General features: G+C 52.4%; 14 protein-coding genes. 2 read left to right on the forward strand and 12 right to left on the reverse strand.

All coding sequences use genetic code 11. The features are described 5' to 3' along the window. Positions 1–38 precede the first annotated feature (38 nt). Together ACR64Q_RS11635 and ACR64Q_RS11640 are read left to right on the forward strand one after the other, a co-directional pair. Positions 39–1,790, forward strand: coding sequence for a methyl-accepting chemotaxis protein (locus ACR64Q_RS11635; protein ID WP_026601009.1), 1,752 nt, complete (start codon positions 39–41; stop codon positions 1,788–1,790). A gap of 145 nt (positions 1,791–1,935) precedes the next feature. After that, positions 1,936–2,766, forward strand: a complete 831-nt coding sequence (locus ACR64Q_RS11640) for an HDOD domain-containing protein (protein ID WP_026601010.1) — start codon at positions 1,936–1,938, stop codon at positions 2,764–2,766. 115 nt (positions 2,767–2,881) lie between these two features. Here ACR64Q_RS11640 and ACR64Q_RS11645 read toward each other — a convergent pair whose 3' ends face one another. The 12 genes from ACR64Q_RS11645 to alaC all read right to left on the reverse strand — a co-directional run bounded on the left by ACR64Q_RS11645 (position 2,882) and on the right by alaC (position 18,843). Next, positions 2,882–3,526, reverse strand: a complete 645-nt coding sequence (locus tag ACR64Q_RS11645) for a response regulator transcription factor (protein ID WP_026601011.1) — start codon at positions 3,524–3,526, stop codon at positions 2,882–2,884. Further along, the gene (locus ACR64Q_RS11650; RefSeq protein ID WP_020481469.1) at positions 3,523–4,836 is read right to left on the reverse strand and encodes a sensor histidine kinase; all 1,314 of its coding nucleotides are present in this window, start codon (positions 4,834–4,836) and stop codon (positions 3,523–3,525) included. Before ACR64Q_RS11650 ends, ACR64Q_RS11645 begins: the two co-directional genes overlap by 4 nt. Before the next feature lie 194 nt (positions 4,837–5,030). Next, positions 5,031–8,924: a phosphoribosylformylglycinamidine synthase gene (gene purL / locus ACR64Q_RS11655; protein ID WP_313734870.1), complete on the reverse strand. Its 3,894-nt coding sequence runs from the start codon at positions 8,922–8,924 to the stop codon at positions 5,031–5,033. Positions 8,925–9,024: 100 nt separating this feature from the next. Continuing rightward, positions 9,025–9,783 (reverse strand): outer membrane protein assembly factor BamC, encoded by a 759-nt coding sequence (bamC, locus tag ACR64Q_RS11660; protein ID WP_313734872.1) that lies wholly within the window; start codon positions 9,781–9,783, stop codon positions 9,025–9,027. 2 nt (positions 9,784–9,785) lie between these two features. Next, positions 9,786–10,661, reverse strand: a complete 876-nt coding sequence (gene dapA / locus ACR64Q_RS11665; RefSeq protein WP_313734873.1) for a 4-hydroxy-tetrahydrodipicolinate synthase — start codon at positions 10,659–10,661, stop codon at positions 9,786–9,788. 69 nt (positions 10,662–10,730) lie between these two features. Continuing rightward, a complete protein-coding gene (locus ACR64Q_RS11670) occupies positions 10,731–11,192 on the reverse strand; it encodes a YaiI/YqxD family protein (protein WP_313734874.1) in 462 nt (153 codons plus the stop codon). Then, the gene (locus ACR64Q_RS11675; RefSeq protein WP_483823328.1) at positions 11,189–11,845 is read right to left on the reverse strand and encodes a phosphatase PAP2 family protein; all 657 of its coding nucleotides are present in this window, start codon (positions 11,843–11,845) and stop codon (positions 11,189–11,191) included. Before ACR64Q_RS11675 ends, ACR64Q_RS11670 begins: the two co-directional genes overlap by 4 nt. A gap of 19 nt (positions 11,846–11,864) precedes the next feature. After that, positions 11,865–13,406 (reverse strand): ArnT family glycosyltransferase, encoded by a 1,542-nt coding sequence (locus ACR64Q_RS11680; protein WP_313734876.1) that lies wholly within the window; start codon positions 13,404–13,406, stop codon positions 11,865–11,867. Between the two features lie 6 nt (positions 13,407–13,412). Further along, positions 13,413–15,182, reverse strand: coding sequence for a single-stranded-DNA-specific exonuclease RecJ (recJ, locus tag ACR64Q_RS11685; protein WP_313734878.1), 1,770 nt, complete (start codon positions 15,180–15,182; stop codon positions 13,413–13,415). A gap of 30 nt (positions 15,183–15,212) precedes the next feature. Continuing rightward, positions 15,213–16,307, reverse strand: coding sequence for a threonine synthase (gene thrC, locus ACR64Q_RS11690; RefSeq protein ID WP_313734880.1), 1,095 nt, complete (start codon positions 16,305–16,307; stop codon positions 15,213–15,215). Between the two features lie 3 nt (positions 16,308–16,310). After that, positions 16,311–17,621, reverse strand: a complete 1,311-nt coding sequence (locus ACR64Q_RS11695) for a homoserine dehydrogenase (RefSeq protein WP_036275601.1) — start codon at positions 17,619–17,621, stop codon at positions 16,311–16,313. A gap of 37 nt (positions 17,622–17,658) precedes the next feature. After that, positions 17,659–18,843, reverse strand: a complete 1,185-nt coding sequence (gene alaC / locus ACR64Q_RS11700; protein ID WP_020481479.1) for an alanine transaminase — start codon at positions 18,841–18,843, stop codon at positions 17,659–17,661. Positions 18,844–18,897: the final 54 nt, after the last annotated feature.

Below are 18,897 nucleotides of genomic sequence, written 5' to 3' on the forward strand. Positions count from 1 at the left end.
ATACAAGAAATTTAAAGCGTATTTTAGGGGAGTTTCGAATGTTGATGATGAACTGGCATTCTGTAGGGGTAAAGGTGGTTTCTATAACCATGTCGGTGCTAACACTTTTAGGCATAGCGATTTTGGTTGTTTACTCAAGCTTTGAGAAACAAAAGCTGATTGACCGGGAAATCAAAGCCTCGCGGCAACTACTCACTTTGTCCGAATCAATCCGCGACAATGTCGTAAAAAAATGGGAAGCAGGCATCTACACGCCTGAGCAACTCATGCAATTGGTCGAACAAAAAGGTAGCTCAAAAGCCAGAGAACTGGTGGTCGCCACCGTGCCGACAGCCAATGCTTGGGACGTCATCGAAGCGGAAGCCAAAGAGCATGGCTTTCGTTTCAAAGCGCCGTCTCTTAACCCCAGAAATCCCCGAAACGCCGCCGATGACATCGAACGTCAAGCGCTGGAGTTTTTCAGAAGCAACCCTTCCGCCCAAGACTATAGCTTCGTAGACGAAGAAAAACAGGAAGTCCGCTACTTACGCCCCGTCAAATTAGTCAAGCAATGCGAAATATGTCATGGCGACCCCAAGACCTCGCAAACTCTCTGGAATAACGAGAAGGGCCAAGATTTACTGGGATATCCGATGGAAAATCGCCACGCCGGCGACTTACATGGCGCATTCGAAATCGTCACCCCATTCAGCGTAGCCCTTGCCGAGCTGAAGACTAATACCTTTTACGCTATCGGCTTCTTGTGCATAACACTGATCATCATTGGCTTTACCGGCTACTTCACGATGAGCAAAATCATCATCGGTCCGCTGACGGCATTGGCTTTGAAGCTGCAAGACATAGGCAGTGGCGAGGGCGACCTGCGGGCTCGTCTGGATGCGAGCGGCAAATCGGAGTTTGCCTGGATCGCATCGAGTTTTAATACCTTCGTGCGCAAAATAGCCAAAACCATCGACCAGATCAGTTCCACCAGCGAAAAACTGGCCAGCTCTTCTCACAAGCTTGCCAATATCACCCAATCGACTCAAGCCGGTGTCGAGCGGCAATTGCACGAAACCACATTGGTGGCCAATGCGATGAAGCAAATGACGTCGACGGTGCAAGAAGTCGCCAAAAATGCCGTTAGAGCATCGGAAGCAGCGGAAATCGCCGACCGCGAAGCGTCTTCGGGCAAAAACATCGTGAAAGATGCCGTGCATGGTATTAACAGCTTGGCATCTGAAGTGGAAAATGCCGCCAATGTGATACACGAGCTGGAAAACGACAGTAACAGCATCGGTGAGGTATTGGGAGTCATTCAAGGCATTGCCGAACAAACCAATTTGCTGGCATTGAACGCCGCCATAGAAGCAGCCAGAGCTGGCGAGCAAGGTCGAGGCTTTGCGGTAGTAGCGGATGAAGTCAGAACCCTGGCCAGCCGTACCCAAAACTCCACTTTGGAAATCCAAAAGACTATAGAACGCTTGCAGGACCGTGCGAAACAGGCCGTGGCAGTAATGGAAAACGGTAGAAGCCGCGCAAACTCCAGCGTAGAGCAAGCCGCATCCGCCGGTGGTTCGATAACCACTATTAGTGAACGTATCGATACCATTAACGATATGAATAACCAGATAGCCAGCGCTGCCGAGGAACAAACCGCAGTTGCCGAGGAAATCAATCGTAACATCAGCAATATCAGCCGGGTATCCGAAGAGACTTCGATCGGCGCGAAAAACACTGCGGATGCCTGCCACGAGTTACTTGACCTGGCGAATCAGTTGCGCTCCATGGTTGGGAACTTTAAGACCTAGCTAAACCGCTATCCGTTTGGCCCGGCGTAACCTGCATTCAGGCGGCGCCGGGCCCTGAACCGGTTTAAATTTATAAGGTTTGTTCGCCGAGGCTGGCTATAATTCACTAAGAATAATTACAGTTTCGTAGCTTAAGGATGAAGACATGCCCACAAAAATGAACCAACTGTTCGACCAGATCCACAAAATTCCGCAAGTACCCGAAGTCGTAAGATCCCTCATCAATCAGCTAAACAATCCCAACGCGGATATGCTCGACATAGCCAAAAACGTGGAAAAAGAGCAGGTGATTGTTTTAAAAATCCTGCGTTTGGTCAACTCCGCGCATTTTGGTTTATCCCGTAAAATTGGCTCTATAGATGAAGCCATCACCTTACTGGGCATGAACCAGCTGAAAACATTGGTGATCGCATCCGGGATTGTCGGTGTGGTACCGCAATTGGATAATTTCGATGTCAAACAAAGCTGGCGGAATAGTTTTCGCACAGCAGGTTATGCAAAATGGTTCGCGGCCCAAGCGGGTCTGGCGGCCGACATCGCCTATACAGCCGGGCTAATCAGCAATCTGGGCAACCTACTGATTCACATTGGCAGCCCCCGCGAAGCCAACGAAATTGATCAGCATGTGAAAAACGGCAACGTTAGACTGGAAATTGAGAAGAGGCGCTTGGGCTACACCAGCCCGGCGGTCTGCGCGGAACTTTGCCGTCGCTGGAAATTTGCCGACGAATTAGTCGAAACCATCGAGCAATCGGCGGAACCTTTGGCCGCGGAGACGCCTAACAAGTTAGCTTGCACAGTTTTCCTCGCCCATGCAATCAGCGATTACCAAGATCAGGGTTTGGATGAAAATCAGATTTTAGCCTCGTTACCCAATCAATTAACCGCACTTTTAGGCCTATCGGAGCAACTCCTTAAGGAAAAACTGCCGGATGTTCTAGCGGCTAAATCTGAACTCGACGGCCTTCTGGATTAAAAAACATAATTTTCAATAATCGTTCAGACGAATTTATTTGCCTGAACGATTGCCATACCAGTCTCGCTATTTAACCCCCCGCCTCATAGAGTCCACCGCACCCTAAAACCGAGTATCAGCGCGCCGTCATCCCCAAATTGACCGCAATGTGAGCAAGCTCGGTGGTAGTGTCCACCTGGAGCTTTTTCTTGATTTGCGTGGCGTAGTTCGCCACGGTTTTATGACCCAAACACAGTTGATCGGCGATCTTATGCACCGTCAACCCTTGGGCAAGCAAACTAAATACATCGAACTCGCGCGCAGAGAAACCGGCGATTATCGCGTGATAACCGGTGTGCTGGCGTTCTTCACCGCCGCCCTTGACCAAACCGCGCTCGACATACTGCTGACCGGACATAATTGCCGCTATCGCTTCGGCAAGAATACCGGGAGCGCTATTTTTGGTGATATAACCCTGCGCGCCCGCTGCCAAGGCCCGGCTGACATACACTTGTTCGTGATGCACGCTAAAAACTAAAATTCTCGCCTCGCGGTCGCGCTGAATGATCCGCCGAATAGTTTCCAAGCCACCAATCCCCGGCATGGACAAATCCATCACCAACATATCGGGCTGCAATTCTTGATAAAGTTGAATAGCCTGCTCACCACGCTCGGCTTCGCCTATTACTTCGACACTATCCCCCGCCGCCAACAGCATTTTAAAGCCAGCCCGCACCACCAAGTGGTCGTCCACCAACACGATTTTTATCTTGTTATTCATACGAGCGGGATTCGTGCATTAACCAACATACCTGAGCCAGGACGAGACAGCACCTGCAACTCGCCATCCAGCGACTTGATGCGTTCTTTAATACCCAGTAAACCAAAGCCTTGACTGGTAGTCTGCAAATCACAACCTCGCCCGTCATCCTGCACTTTAAGCTGTAAACAGGCCTGCGGTAGATCGAGCTTTTCCAAGTCGATAGTCACGCTATGCGCTTGTGCATGGCGCACGACATTGGTCAAACACTCCTGAATCACCCGAAATACCTGAATGGTTAGATTTTTATCCAAACCGTCCACGGCGTCGCTACAGCGAATCGTCAGCCGCAGGTCGGCATTACGTTCCGACCAATGATTAACCATCTCTTCCAAGGTGGCCTTCAATCCCAACTCGGTCAAAACCAAAGGATGCAATTGCTGCATCATCGAACGCACCACGGTCATTAAATGATCGCAAATTTCCGAGATTGTTGTGGTTATTTTAGCGGCGTCGGCTTTGCGATGTGCCGCGGTTACCGCCATCACTTTAATAGCCGTCAGGGATTGGCCGAACTCGTCATGCAATTCCTGAGACAGGCGTTGGCGTTCTTCTTCCTGAATCGCCAACGAATGCTGCGTCAAGGCCCGGTTTTCCTGGCGGGTTTTCTCAAGCTCCACCGTCATATGATTGATTGCGTTGGCAATATCATCGAATTCCTGTGTGGAAAATGGCGGCAATTGTTGGCGATATTGACCGGTTTCGATCAGGCGCAAGGCATCGACGATGACCGCAATCGATTTCAAAGACTTATTAAAGACCAGATTGACCGCTAGAAAAGTCAACATCGTTAACAAGGAAATCGACGCAAAAAACGCCACGCTTTCCTGCCAGACTTCGGTGATTTCATCGAGCGGCTGAGCCTGAATGATCAGAGTCAACAACTTGCCGTCCTGCATATTCAACTGGTGCTCTACCTTGGGATAATCGCCCTTTACCAAGCGGATAAACCAGCTAGGAGGCATTTCTTCGGGATTGGTCGGTTGATTTTCGCCAGCGAAATGGATCAGTTGTCCATCCGGCTTTTGCAATTGGATACTCAAATGCCGCGTTTGCCGCAACGCGCTGAAGCGGGATAAATCGTCGCTTTGTTGAAATACTGGGGTATCGGCAATGCCCAAGGTAATCAGTTGCAAGGCCAGATGAATCGAGGCATCGACCTCCTTCTCGACCGCCTGGCGCGCTTGCCAGACCGCAATCGCCCCGCCCAATACCAAAATACAAACCGAAGACAGCAGGATGCGACAGATAATCTGGTAGCGAAGGCTCATAATGCGGAGTGCGTTGAAAACCCTCTATTATCCAGCCTAGCTTCCCACACAGCTATAGGAAAAATTCTTATTTATTTCCTGGCCGTAAGAACTGCAAAGTGCAGCCCTTTAAACATAGAGGGCTCAGGATATGTCGTACACCAACTCGACGCTAAAGGATTCATATTTAAGCAAACGAAAGCCTCGGCCTTGACTCAGCCTACCCAAACCCGGGCATTTCTGAACATCCGCAACCACGCCCCCTCTTCCAGCCACTCAGCCGGATGCCAGGAGTTTTGTATCGCTCTGAAGCAACGCTCCGGATGCGGCATCATGATGGTAAAACGACCATCGGCGGTGGTTAAACCGGTAATGCCTAGCGGCGAGCCGTTCGGGTTGGCCGGAAAGGCTTCGGTTTCATTGCCGTAGTTATCGACATAACTGATCGCAACTTCGGCTCCGGCAGGGTTATGAGAATCGAACTCGGCGCGGCCTTCGCCGTGAGCCACCACAACCGGCAGTATCGAACCCGCCATGCCTTTGAAGAAAATCGACGGCGACGCTTGCACCTTGACCATCGCGACCCGCGCCTCGAATTGTTCGGACAGATTGCGTTTGAACTGCGGCCAGCGTTCAGCGCCAGGAATAATCTCCTTCAGGCCGGACATCATCTGACAACCGTTGCAAACACCCAAACCAAACGTATCGGGACGCGCAAAAAACGCGGCAAATTCATCACGCGCTTTCGGGTTGAATAAAATCGATTTGGCCCAGCCGCCACCCGCACCGAGCACGTCACCATACGAAAAACCGCCACAAGCCACCAGACCGGTAAAATCCGCCAGCGACACACGACCGCCGATGATGTCGGTCATATGTACGTCAATTGCCGCGAAACCGGCTCTATCGAAGGCTGCCGCCATTTCCACATGGCCGTTGACACCTTGCTCTCGCAAAATCGCGACTTTGGGTCTGACCGCACCCGCGAATTTCGCAGCGACATTGTCGTTGATGTCGTAAGTCAACTGAGCCGACAAGCCTGGATCGTTGTCGTCGGCGATACGCTCGAATTGTTGCTGAGCACAATCTGGATTGTCGCGCAAGGCCTGCATCCTGAAGCTGACTTCCGACCAGGTTTGTTGCAATTCCGCGCGCTCAGCACTGTAGATTTCGTCGCCGTTCCGAACGATACGCAACCTTTGATCAGAGCTTAATTTACCGACAATATGGGTGAATTCGTCGAGTCCGGCCTGATCCAGTATTCTTGCGACATGATCCAATTCCGCCGTTTTCACTTGCAGCACGGCGCCCAACTCTTCGTTGAACAAGGCCGCCAATACATCACTACCCAAATCGGAAATATCCAGATCGACACCCTTACGACTGGCGAACAACATTTCGGCTACCGTTGCCAGCAAGCCGCCATCGGACCGATCATGATAAGCCAGGATCAGCCCCTGTTCGTTCAAGGCTTGAATGGTGTCGAAGAAACGCTTGAACAAACCGGCGTCGTCCAGATCCGGTGCCTGGTTGCCGAGCTGATTGTAAACTTGGGCCAGCACCGAACCACCGAGGCGATTCTTGCCCCGACCGAGATCGATCAACAGCAACACGCTATCGGCATTTTTCAACTCGGGAGTCAGTGTAAGACGAACGTCATGCACCGGCGCGAAGGCGGTGATAATCAATGATAGCGGCGCGGTCATGGTCTTGTCATGCCAGACGCTTTTCATAGACAGCGAATCCTTGCCGACCGGAATCGCAATGCCCAATTCCGGGCACAATTCCATGCCTACTGCCTTAACGGTATCGAACAGCGCCGCGTCTTCGCCGGGGCTGCCGCAAGCAGCCATCCAGTTAGCGGACAATTTGACATCATTAAGCTTGCCGATGCGAGCCGCGGCCAAGTTGGTCAAAGCCTCACCTATCGCCATACGGCCGGAAGCCGGGCCGTCAATTAAGGCCAATGGAGTGCGTTCGCCCATCGCCATCGCTTCGCCAGTGTGGGCATAAAAGCCGGAAGCCGTGACCGCGACGTCAGCTACAGGCACTTGCCAAGGACCGACCATCTGGTCGCGAGCGACGAGCCCGGTCACTGAGCGGTCGCCGATGTGAATCAAGAAGCTCTTGTCCGCGACGGCCGGAAACGCCAAGATCCGTCTCACCGCTTCGGCCAATTCGACTTTGTCCAGTTGCAAGTCAGGCAAATTCTTGGTCAAACGCTGCACGTTTCTATGCATTTTGGGCGGCTTGCCGAACAATACCGACATCGGCAGATCAACCGGTTTACCCCCAAGCCATTCGTCGCTCAGCGTCAGATGCTCGGCATCAGTCGCTTCGCCGATTACCGCATACAGACAATGTTCGCGTTTGCAAAAAGATTCGAACAGTTCCAGCGACTCAGGCTTGATAGCCACCACATAGCGTTCCTGGGCTTCGTTGCACCAGATTTGCATCGGCGACATACCCTTGTCGGCGTTCTGCACCTTGCGCAATTCAAAACGGCCGCCGCGATCGCAATCGTGAATGATTTCCGGCACCGCGTTGGACAAGCCGCCGGCGCCGATGTCGTGGATAGAGACGATAGGCGTATCTTCGCCCAAGGAATTACAGTGATTGATGACTTCCTGACAACGGCGTTCCATTTCCGGGTTTTCGCGTTGCACCGAGGCAAAATCCAGTTCCGCCGCACTTTCTCCGGAGGTTTGCGAGGACGCCGCGCCGCCGCCCAAACCAATCAACATCGCCGGACCGCCCAGGATGATGATTAAGGAACCTGCCGGAATCGCCTGCTTATCGACCAGCATCGGCCGGATGTTGCCCATGCCGCCGGCAATCATGATGGGTTTATGGTAGCCGCGATATTGGTTCGCTTCGCCAGTTTCAGCCGGTTGTTCGAAACTGCGGAAATAACCGGCGATATTGGGCCGACCGAATTCGTTATTGAACGCGGCGCCGCCGATTGGCCCTTCCAGCATGATGTCCAACGCCGAGACGATACGCTCCGGCTTGCCGTAATCCGCTTCCCAGGGTTGAGAAAAGCCGGGGATTTTCAGATGCGAGACGCTGAAACCGGTCAAGCCGGCCTTGGTCGCCGAACCTCGGCCGGTGGCGCCTTCGTCGCGAATCTCGCCGCCGGAACCGGTTGCTGCGCCGGGATGCGGGGAAATCGCAGTCGGATGGTTGTGGGTTTCCACCTTCATCAACATGTGCGCCTGTTCTTCTACATAACCGTAGGCGTAGTTATTAGCTGCATCGCGGATGAACACCTTGGCTGTAGGGCCTTCCAACACCGACGAGTTGTCGCTGTAGGCGGACAGCACACCTTGCGGGTTTAGAGTGTGAGTATTGCGGATCATCGCGAACAAAGACTTGGCTTGCTCTTCGCCGTCTATCGTCCAACTGGCGTTGAAAATTTTATGCCGGCAATGCTCAGAGTTGGCCTGAGCGAACATCATCAGTTCCACATCGGTCGGGTTACGGCCTAAATTGATGAAGCTCTCGGTCAAATAATCGATCTCATCGGTAGACAAGGCCATGCCTAATTCAGCGTTGGCCTTAACCAACGCATCCCTGCCCTGCTCGATGATAGCCACGGTTTGTAAGGGCTGGGGATCGTACTCGGCAAACAAATCAAGTTCAGCCTGATCGTAAACCACTTGTTGGATCATTCTATCGTGCAGTAAAGCCGCCAGTTGGTGTTTAACGGCATCGCTCAAAGTATCGGTAGTGGTAAAGCGATATTCGATACCGCGCTCAATGCGTTTTACCGCCGACAGGCCGCAACGCTCGGCTATTTCCGAAGCCTTACTGGACCAAGGCGAAATAGTGCCCAAACGCGGCACCACCCACAAGGAGAAAAACGGGGATTCAGGCGATTCGCCGTTCCCTTCCACCGCCGCATTTTCGCTGTTTTCATCGCTTTGGCCGTAATCGAGCAAGCGTTCCAGCATCGCCGATTGCTCTGCGGATAGCTGCCCATCGATTTGTATGAAATGCTGAAACCGGGCAGTAACGGCAGTAATGCTGCCGGCGACTGTCTGTAGTTCGGTCAGCAGCTTTTCAATGCGAAAACGGGAAAGAGCGGAGGTTCCGGATAGGGTCAACATGGGCTGTGTTTGAGTCGATTTTTATAGCTGAAAGAGATAAATACGGGACATTCCGAACGTACAACGCGGTAAGCCCCAAACCGCAAGCAATGCGGCGATTTTATGGGGCGGCTGCACTATCGGCCGCGCCATCCGACTTGTCGGGGGTGCTGCTGGGTATATCCTGGTTGATGCCTTCGGTGATTAATCTGAGCAAGGAGGTGGCAGCGGCATTTGACAGGGTCTTACCGTCACTATCTTGCACGGTCACTTCGGTCAGCAGTTCATCGAGTTGATGCAGACTTACCCGGTATTCTTGTTCCTGGCTAGGATCGTCGCCGAATAAAAAAGTGACTTCGTCCAGAATGGAACCGTCTTCCGGCTTAATAGCGTCAGGGTCGTATTTTACGAAGAAATAGCCTTTATCCATGTTCCGTTCGACCACTTCCAATTTTTGCCGGCTCAAGGCTTTACCGACTATCCACCACGCTTGAGTGGACGATTGATCGATTTGTAAACTGCTGACACCACTGCTGCCGGCTGCTTGCACGCTACGCCCGGAGCCAGCTGCTGCCGATACAGTCTCTTTTGTTTCGGTCTTCTCCGGCTTGCTGGGTACGGGTTCGACGGCATCCGCGACTGCCGCAGATTGGACGGGCTCCTGCTGCACCGGTGCTGGCGTTGGTTCCGGCGCATTGCTTACCGGACGCGTCGCCAGGGTCTTGGTTTTCAGATCGTCCGGGACGACTAATTCGGGGATTTCAGTTGTAAATTGATAATCTCTTTCCTTATCCGGAAACCAGCTCTTGATGGTGCTGCACGAGGCATTTAACAGCAACGCAGAGACCAGCACCACACGACCGTATAGGCGAGTTTTCATGATTATAAAACGCCGGCTTGATGCATCGCCGCACTTACGGTAGCGAAACAGTCCTCGGTCAGCCAAGTCAAAGGCAAACGGATGCCTTGGCCCATCAAACCCATTTCAGCTACTGCCCATTTCACGGGGATGGGATTGGATTGAATGAATAGACTGCTATGTAAACCGGTCAATTTGGCATCTATCGCCTCGGCAGTCGCGCGATCACCTGCCATCGCCGCTGCCAACATTTCATGGACCAGTTTCGGTGCCACGTTGCCGGTTACGGTGATGCTACCGTTGCCACCCAACAAACAAAATTCACAGCTGGTGGCGTCGTCGCCGGTATACAGCGCAAAATCGTCGCCGGTAAAATCCCGGATCTGTTTAACCCTTTCCAACTTGCCGGTCGCTTCTTTCACGCCAACGATGTTATCGATTTTCGCGAGTCTACCCACGGTTTCCGGCAACAAGTCGCAGGCAGTACGGCCCGGCACGTTGTACAGGATTTGCGGAATATCGACTGCTTCGGCGATGGCTTTGTAATGCAGGTACAAGCCTTCCTGAGTCGGTTTGTTGTAGTAAGGGGTAACCAATAAACAGGCATCTGCCCCAACTTCCTTAGCTTTTTGGGTCAGACGAATCGCCTCGCGAGTGCAATTAGCGCCGGTCCCGGCAATTACCGGTATCCTTCCCGCCACGCAATCGACGATAAACTTGATGACCGCACAATGTTCGTCTTCGTCAAGAGTGGCAGATTCGCCAGTGGTGCCAACCGCGACCAGTGCATCCGTCCCTTGCTCTATATGGAATTCGACCAGCTTTTTCAGACTGACTTCATCCACTGCACCGTCTTCCATCATCGGGGTTACCAGCGCAACGATACTACCTTGAATCATGCAAATCTCTCGTGTTTAGGTAAATAAAACTTTGCCATTATATCAAGCTAACCCTGAAAACTCAGCTTGTTATATTTGCCGGGCGACCAGAAGTCTATCTAGCGCGTTGGCGAAATTTTGGACATCTTTGGCCGTCATAGCCGCGGCACCACCGGCTGCCAAACCGTTATCACGCAAGCCCTCCATGAAATCGCGCATGGCCAGTTTCTCGCCGATATTCTCCGCCGTGTAAGCTTCGCCGCGCGGGTTAATGACAAAACCCTGTTTGGCTATGATTTTTGCGGCGAGCGGAATATCGCCGGTAATCGCCACATCACCAGCCCGCAGATGCTCGACGATATAATCATCAGCCACATCGAAACCGCCGCTGACGCGAATGGATTTGATATAGCGGGACGGCGGCGCGGCTATGCTTTGATTGGCGATCAGCAGCAATTCCAGCTGTCTTTTTTGGGCGACGCGAAACAATACCGTTTTTATCAAATTGGGACAGGCGTCCGCATCCACCCAAATCTTGATTGCCACCGTCATTGCGTGATCTTCGTATCCGGTTTTATGCGAATATACCAACCGTAATACAAGGCATAGGCCACCAAAAACACCAGATATCCGGACCACAAAATATCCGACGCAAAATGCCCGCCCGAGGTCATCCGGGTAAAGCCCAAGGTCCAAGCCAGCACTATTGTCAGCAGAAAATAAATGACTTTGTGGTTTTGCGACAGAAAATACAATACAAAAAATGTATAGCCTACCGAGCAATGGCCGCAGACGAATGATTTGTCCGGGGTGTGACCGAATTTTGCTGGTGGTACATACTGATGCTCGCCACCGAACTGGCTGACATGCACCGGCCGGGGTCTTCCCCAATGATCCTTAACAATAAGATTAACTACCAGGCCCGGACCTAAAGCAATGACCAGCAGAATATATAAGGCCTTCCTGCGAAAACGTTGCGTGTAAGCATGAAAATGACTCAGGACATAAACCGCCAACGCTATCAGACCGGCCCACAAGGTGAACGGAAAAGCATAGTCATACAATAGCTTCCAGGGCCACCAATGCTGGGTCGGCCAGACATCACCGGGATTTTCCGGATGATAAAACATAGCCGCCAAGCGCAAATCCAGATCTGTCAGCCCAAACAATAGTGTCGTCAGTGCCGCCAATAGCAACACGAGCATTAGTTCTGTGCGCGCGCGTCTAATTTTCAGATGGGGCATAGCTTTCCTTATCCGATGTTAGCCGGACGGTTTCCGGCCAAAACTTCAGGTTTTCACCTAAATACAGGTAATACGGGGAATTTGGCTTGGCAGGATTGGGAATTTGCGCCAAGAACCGAAAATTTTGAAACGCCGCTTTCAATTCTGCGGGTACGTTTTCCTCCGGGGTTTCACCCATCACAAAGCCGTTTTTGCCAACAAACGCATGCGGACCGGGCCAGACTTCGTATTGCGATGTCACCAAGCCACTGGGTTCGTAGCGATAAACCTTCGGGTGATCGGGTAAATAAAACGCCAACTCGCTCGCCAGATAACGATGGCCCAAGGCTACCACAAAGGTATTATCCAGGTTGGGTAAACTGATCAAGCGCTCGAAATGCACATTAATCGCCAATTCCTGCCAGCTGTTGAAGCGCTTGGTGGGATCGAACGCGGTGTTTTGCAGTTTTAAGACTTGTAACACGATAGGCAGCGTATAAGTCAACAGCACCATCGCCAAACCCAGCCCGATGCCGTATTTCAAGGTCCTTTTCCAGGCACCCGCCAGCCCATTGCCGGCCAACAAAATCAGGCCGGTAAAATAAAACGGCATCGGCCAATTGCCTTGGGCTTTTTGCAGCACACTGAGTAGCAAAACGCCCAGTAACAAGGCTGGACCCATTAGTAACAAAAACCTTTGTTCGGCCGACAAACGTTTGAAGTTAAACGCCGCTTGCGTGCTGCTCATCACCACCAACACAAACAGCACCGGCGAGACCAACAACAGCTGATACAACAGAAAATCTCTGGCCCATTGTAAATGCTTAAGCACGCTTACCGGTTCATGGTTACCGAAATGGCCTTTGCTATGCCCGAACATCACCCAATCGTGCTGTTGGTTCCACCATAAAATCGGCACTGCCGCGATGACGATAGGGCTTAAATAAACCAGAAACTCTTTTTTCAACAAACCACGGCGTTGCTCATCCACGGCTAAAAAGATCAGCAACATTAACGGCAAGATCAATGCAGATTGCTTGCTGAGCAAGGCGGCGGCACTGGCCAATCCCGCCCAACACCAGGCGCGCGCTTGCTGGTCGAACAACGCCCGCCTTAAGAAATACACGGTCATCATCCAGAAACAATACAGTGGTGCATCGATAGTCATCAGGAAGTTGGCCAGCACATTGATCGGCGTTGCCAACACCAGCAACAGCGCCAAAGCTCCGCCGCGCGCACCGTAAAACGCTTTTGCCGTGGCGTGAAAAAACCACAGAAAAACCGTACCCAACAGCAGCGCCGGCAAGCGTACGGTAAACGTGTAATCACCCAATAGCCAGGTAAACGCACCGATCAGCCAGGCAATCATCGGCGGTTTACTGTAATAGCACCAGTCCGGTTGCCGCGACCAGTCCCAGTAATAGCTCTCATCGCCGATCAAATCAAAGCCGTTGATCAGCAAGAATCCGCCGCGCAACAGCATAATCGCCAGCAGCAAAGCCAGCGTATGTTCGTCTATCCAGCGTAACAATCTCTCAGACATAGGCTGTTATTCCCATTTCTCCAGATAATGCAACAACAGTTGCAGGCTGCGTTGCCCGCGAAATTCGTTAATGTCCAGCTTATACGCCGCGTTTATTTTCCGGCAACCCAGCCATTTCTCCGGATGATCGGCAAAAAACGCAATCGCATCCAACAACTGGCCACTAAACGGCAAGCGCAACACAAATTTTAAATGCTGCTGACCGACGATCCGGCATTGGATCACATCGAATACGCCATTGAATACCGGCTCGGGAAAGGTTTGCCCCCATACTGCGGCTTGCTGGAGCGCTTCCGCAAAAGCCAAGGTCATGTGCTGCTCGTCCAGTTCGCCGTCGGAATAGACCTTCTGTTCCAGATCCACCAACTCCAATTTCGCCGCCACTGTTTCGGCGAATGCCAGCGCAAAATGCGGATAGTCATGCAATTTAATCGTCAAACCCGCCGCCATCGCGTGGCCGCCGAACTTGCTTAAAATCTGCGGATGCTTGGCGGCAATCTCACTGAGCACATCGCGAATATGCACACCATTGATGGAACGGGCAGACCCCTTAATGTCGCCATTGTCGGCTGGAGCAAACGCGATCACCGGCCGGTGTAAGCGGTCTTTGATCCGCGATGCCAGGATACCAATCACGCCTTGATGCCAATTGCCGTCGTACAGACAAACCCCTGCCGGCACATGTTTTTCGTCGAGGGCTTTCATTTCGGACAGTAAAGCCATGGCCTCGACTTTCATCTGGCCTTCGACTTCTTTTCTATCTTGGTTCAAGGCATGCAATTGTTCGGCTATATCATGCGCCAGCCCCGCATCGTCGGTCAGCAAACACTGGATACCCAAAGACATATCGTCCATCCGCCCGGCCGCGTTCAAGCGCGGCGCAATGGAAAACCCCAGATCGCTGGCATGTATCCCTGACAACTGCTTGCCGGCGACTTCGGCCAAGGCCTTGATACCCGGCTGACATTGCCCGGAGCGAATTCGCAACAAACCTCGATGCACCAAGATCCGGTTGACCTGATCCAATGCCACCACGTCCGCCACGGTGCCCAAGGCCACATAATCCAGCAGACGCGCCAGATTCGGCTCGGGAATGCCGGATTTTTCAAACCAATGCAGTTCGCGTAAACGAATCCGCAAGGCCATCAGGATATAAAACATCACGCCCACACCGGCGATATTCCGACTGGGAAATTTATCGTCGGGCAAATTGGGATTAACCATCGCATCGGCAGCCGGCAATTCCAGACCCGGTAAATGATGATCGGTGATCAACACTTTGATGCCAGCAGCCTTGGCAGTTTTGACGCCATCAATACTGGAAACACCATTATCCACTGTGACGATAACGTCGGGAGCTTGCCGTTTCACCAGCTCAACGATTTCCGGAGTCAGACCGTATCCGTATTCAAAACGATTGGGCACCACAAAATCCACCGCACCGGCCCCCAACAAGCTCAAACCCTTCAAGGCCAAGGCACAACTGGTGGCGCCATCGGCATCGAAATCGGCGACCACAGTAATCTTTTGCCGTTGTTTGATAGCCAGAACCAAATGCTCGACCATCTCCTTCATGCCGGTCAGTAACCACGGCGAAGGTAAACTAGCCAGACTACGATCAAGTTCTTCCGCGCCCTGTACGCCCCGGCTGGAAAAAATGCGTTGCAGCACCGGATCCATCTCGCCAAAGTGCGGATTTTTAGTCTGCACCGGTCTGGGCACTATGACTTTCTTAACGCTTTGCAGATACATATCAGACAATAAAAAAGCCGGCATTTGCCGGCTTTACGATGCTCATCGTCAGACTCACATCGAATCCAAAATGGCTTTCTTCACCGCTTCCAGCGAGGCATCTATCGTTATTGGCTGATCATCCTTGCATTGCGCAATGGCTGTATCGGGATCTTTGATGCCGTTGCCAGTCAAAGTACAGACGATCTTGCTACCTTCGGGGATGTTGCCGTTAGCGATATCCTGCAAGGCACCGGCCAATGAAGTGGCCGAGGCCGGCTCACAGAAAATACCCTCATAGGCCGACAACATTTTTTGCGCGGCCAGAATTTGCGGGTCCGTAAACGATGCGAACCAACCGCCGGATTGTTTCTGCGCGGTCCAAGCACCATCCCAAGATTGTGGATTGCCGATACGGATTGCCGTGGCAATCGTTTCCGGATTTTCCACCGGATGGCCGGCTAAAAACGGCGCGGCGCCTGCCGCTTGATAGCCGCACATTACCGGGCGCTTTTTGGTCACGGCTTTATGCGTGGCGCTATCAGTTGAATATTCCTTATAGCCTTTCCAATAGGCGGTGATATTGCCGGCGTTACCGACGGGCAAGCAATGGAAATCCGGCGCATCGCCCAAGGCATCGACAATCTCGAACGCGGCGGTTTTTTGGCCGTCGATACGAAATGGATTGATGGAATTAACGATGGTTACCGGCGCGTGATCGGCGATTTCCTTAACAATAGACATGCCGGCATCGAAATTGCCTTTGATCTGAATGATCTTGGCTCCGTACATCATGGTTTGCGCCAACTTACCCAAAGCAATTTTGCCCTCGGGAATCAATACGAAGGCACGAATGCCGGCCCGCACCGCATACGCAGCAGCTGCGGCCGAGGTGTTTCCGGTCGAGGCGCAGATAATGGCCTGGCTGCCCTCTTCCACCGCTTTGGTCACTGCCATGGTCATACCGCGATCTTTGAACGAACCGGTCGGGTTCAAACCTTCGAACTTCACGTAAATATCAACATCCTTGCCAATTAAGCGCGGAATGTTTTGCAGTTGAATCAGCGGGGTGTTGCCCTCGCAAAGACTGATGATCCGAGTATCGGCGGAGACCGGCAAGCGGTCGCGGTAGCGTTCGATAATACCTGTGTAGCGAGTTGGGGTGGCCATTATTTATCCTAAAGTTTCCAAGCGAATCCGCGCCACTTTACCGCTGACTGTTGCCAACGCTTCGATGGCCGCAATCGCGGCGTTCATTTCTTTTTCTAAGGTTAGTTGCGTCAACATGATGATCGGCACGGAAGTCTCGCCCTGCGGCGGCTCCTTTTGAATCAGGGCTTCGATGCTGATATTGTGCGCAGCTAGAATTCGGGTGACATCCGCCAACACGCCGGGTTTGTCTTCGGCGGTCAGACGCAGATAGTAAGCGGTTTTAATTTGCTCGGCAGGCAACACCGGAATGTCGGCAATCGCATCGGCTTGGAAGGCAAGATGCGGCACCCGGTTTTCCGGGTCGCTGGTCATAGCTCTGACCACATCGACCAGATCGGCCACTACCGCTGAAGCAGTCGGCTCGGCGCCGGCGCCGGCGCCGTAATATAAGGTTGGACCCACGGCGTCGCCGCAGACCAGCACCGCGTTCATCACACCGTCGACATTGGCTATCAGACGACGCTTGGGAATTAGGGTCGGATGCACGCGCAGTTCGATGCCATCCTCGGTTTTACGAGCGATACCCAGGTTCTTGATTCGATAACCCAGCGCTTCGGCGTATTCGACATCCAGACGGGTAATTTTGGTGATGCCTTCGGTGAAGACTTTTTCGAATTGCAGCGGGATGCCAAAGGCAATCGACGCCAGTATGGTCAGCTTGTGACCTGCATCGATACCTTCCACGTCAAAGGTGGGATCGGCTTCAGCGTAACCCAAAGCCTGCGCTTCGGCCAAGACATCGGCAAAATCGCGGCCCTTGTCGCGCATTTCGGTGAGGATGAAATTACCGGTACCGTTAATAATGCCGGCCAGCCATTTGATGCGGTTACCGGCCAGACCTTCGCGGATGGCTTTGATGATCGGTATGCCGCCGGCCACTGCCGCTTCGAACAAGACCATCACGCCTTTTTTGCTGGCTTCGGCGAAAATTTCATTACCGTGCAGCGCGATCAGGGCTTTATTGGCGGTAACCACGTGTTTGCCGTTAGCAATCGCGGTTAACACCAATTGTTTCGCCAGATCGTAGCCGCCGATCAACTCGACCACCACATCGATATCAGGATCGTTGACGATCTCGAACGGATCGGCCGTCAAGGTAATGCCATCGGTTGCACAAATCCGCGTCCGGTTTAGATCTCTCGCAGAAGCACGGGTGACCACGATTTCCCGGCCGGCTCGGCGCGCGATTTCTCCGGCATTCCTTTTCAACACGTTGACGGTACCGCCACCGACGGTGCCCAATCCCAAAACCCCAACTGTTACCGGCTTCAAACCTGACTCCTAACGTGATACCCAAAAATGGCGGCGATTATACTACGTTGTCTTTTTTCAGCATATTGCGGATGCTGCGCAAGGCTTGACGGGTCCGGTGCTCGTTTTCGATCAAGCTGAAGCGGATGTGATCGTCGCCGTGTTGTCCGAAGCCGATACCCGGCGACACCGCCACTTTGGCGTCGATGATCAGTTTCTTGGCAAATTCGATGGAACCCATTTCCCGATAGGCTTCCGGAATCTTCGCCCAGACAAACATGGTCGCCCTCGGTTTGTCGACATGCCAACCCATCGCATTCAAGCCGTCGCACAACACATCGCGGCGCGCTTCGTACATATCGCAGATTTCCTTCACACAATCCTGCGGACCTTCAAGAGCAGTAATCGCCGCGACTTGAATAGGCGTAAATGTACCGTAATCCATGTAGGATTTGATCCGCGTTAATGCAGCGACCAAGGTTGGGTTACCGCACATAAATCCCACCCGCCAACCGGGCATGTTGTAACTTTTGGATAAGGAGAAAAACTCGACGGCGATGTCTTTCGCGCCTTCCACCTGCAAAATCGAGGGGGCCACATAACCGTCGAACACGATGTCCGCATAAGCAATGTCGTGGACGATCCAGATATTATGTTCCTTACAAATCGCCACCACTTTCTCGAAGAAATCCAGCTCCACGCATTGGCAAGTCGGATTGCCCGGAAAGTTTAAAATCAACATTTTCGGCTTAGGCCAGCATTCGGCAATGCCTTTTTGTAACTCTTCAAAGAAATCCACGCCAGGCGTCAAAGGTACATGGCGAATATCCGCACCGGCGATCACCACGCCATACGGATGAATCGGGTAAGCCGGATTGGGCACCAACACCACATCGCCAGGGCCCAGCGTGGCTAAAGCCAGATGCGACAAGCCTTCCTTCGAACCTATGGTGACGATGGCTTCGGTATTAAAGTCTAAGTCAACATCAAAACGGCGTTTGTACCACCCGCAAATGGCTTTGCGCAAACGCGGAATACCTTTAGAAACAGAGTAACGATGCGTGTCATCACGCTGTGCCACTTCCACCATTTTGTCGAGAATATGCTTGGGCGTGGGTTGGTCCGGATTCCCCATCCCAAAGTCGATGACATCTTCGCCCTCCGCTCGGGCTTTGGCTTTCAGCTCGTTGACGATATTAAAAACATACGGCGGCAGGCGGCTAATGCGATGAAATTCTTCCATTAATGACTCTTGAGATTCTGAATTTTAAAGACGGCTTCTAAAAGAAAGCCGGCT

The sequence above is a fragment of the Methylomonas sp. 2F7 genome, from assembly GCF_057126975.1.

Coding starts and splice junctions, on each gene's coding strand:
- ACR64Q_RS11635 (WP_026601009.1), top strand. CDS start 39: ATGTTGATGATGAACTGGCATTCTGTAGGGGTAAAGGTGGTTTCTATA.
- ACR64Q_RS11640 (WP_026601010.1), top strand. CDS start 1,936: ATGCCCACAAAAATGAACCAACTGTTCGACCAGATCCACAAAATTCCG.
- ACR64Q_RS11645 (WP_026601011.1), bottom strand. CDS start 3,526: ATGAATAACAAGATAAAAATCGTGTTGGTGGACGACCACTTGGTGGTG.
- ACR64Q_RS11650 (WP_020481469.1), bottom strand. CDS start 4,836: ATGAGCCTTCGCTACCAGATTATCTGTCGCATCCTGCTGTCTTCGGTT.
- purL (WP_313734870.1), bottom strand. CDS start 8,924: ATGTTGACCCTATCCGGAACCTCCGCTCTTTCCCGTTTTCGCATTGAA.
- bamC (WP_313734872.1), bottom strand. CDS start 9,783: ATGAAAACTCGCCTATACGGTCGTGTGGTGCTGGTCTCTGCGTTGCTG.
- dapA (WP_313734873.1), bottom strand. CDS start 10,661: ATGATTCAAGGTAGTATCGTTGCGCTGGTAACCCCGATGATGGAAGAC.
- ACR64Q_RS11670 (WP_313734874.1), bottom strand. CDS start 11,192: ATGACGGTGGCAATCAAGATTTGGGTGGATGCGGACGCCTGTCCCAAT.
- ACR64Q_RS11675 (WP_483823328.1), bottom strand. CDS start 11,845: ATGCTCGTGTTGCTATTGGCGGCACTGACGACACTATTGTTTGGGCTG.
- ACR64Q_RS11680 (WP_313734876.1), bottom strand. CDS start 13,406: ATGTCTGAGAGATTGTTACGCTGGATAGACGAACATACGCTGGCTTTG.
- recJ (WP_313734878.1), bottom strand. CDS start 15,182: ATGCCGGCTTTTTTATTGTCTGATATGTATCTGCAAAGCGTTAAGAAA.
- thrC (WP_313734880.1), bottom strand. CDS start 16,307: ATGGCCACCCCAACTCGCTACACAGGTATTATCGAACGCTACCGCGAC.
- alaC (WP_020481479.1), bottom strand. CDS start 18,843: ATGGAAGAATTTCATCGCATTAGCCGCCTGCCGCCGTATGTTTTTAAT.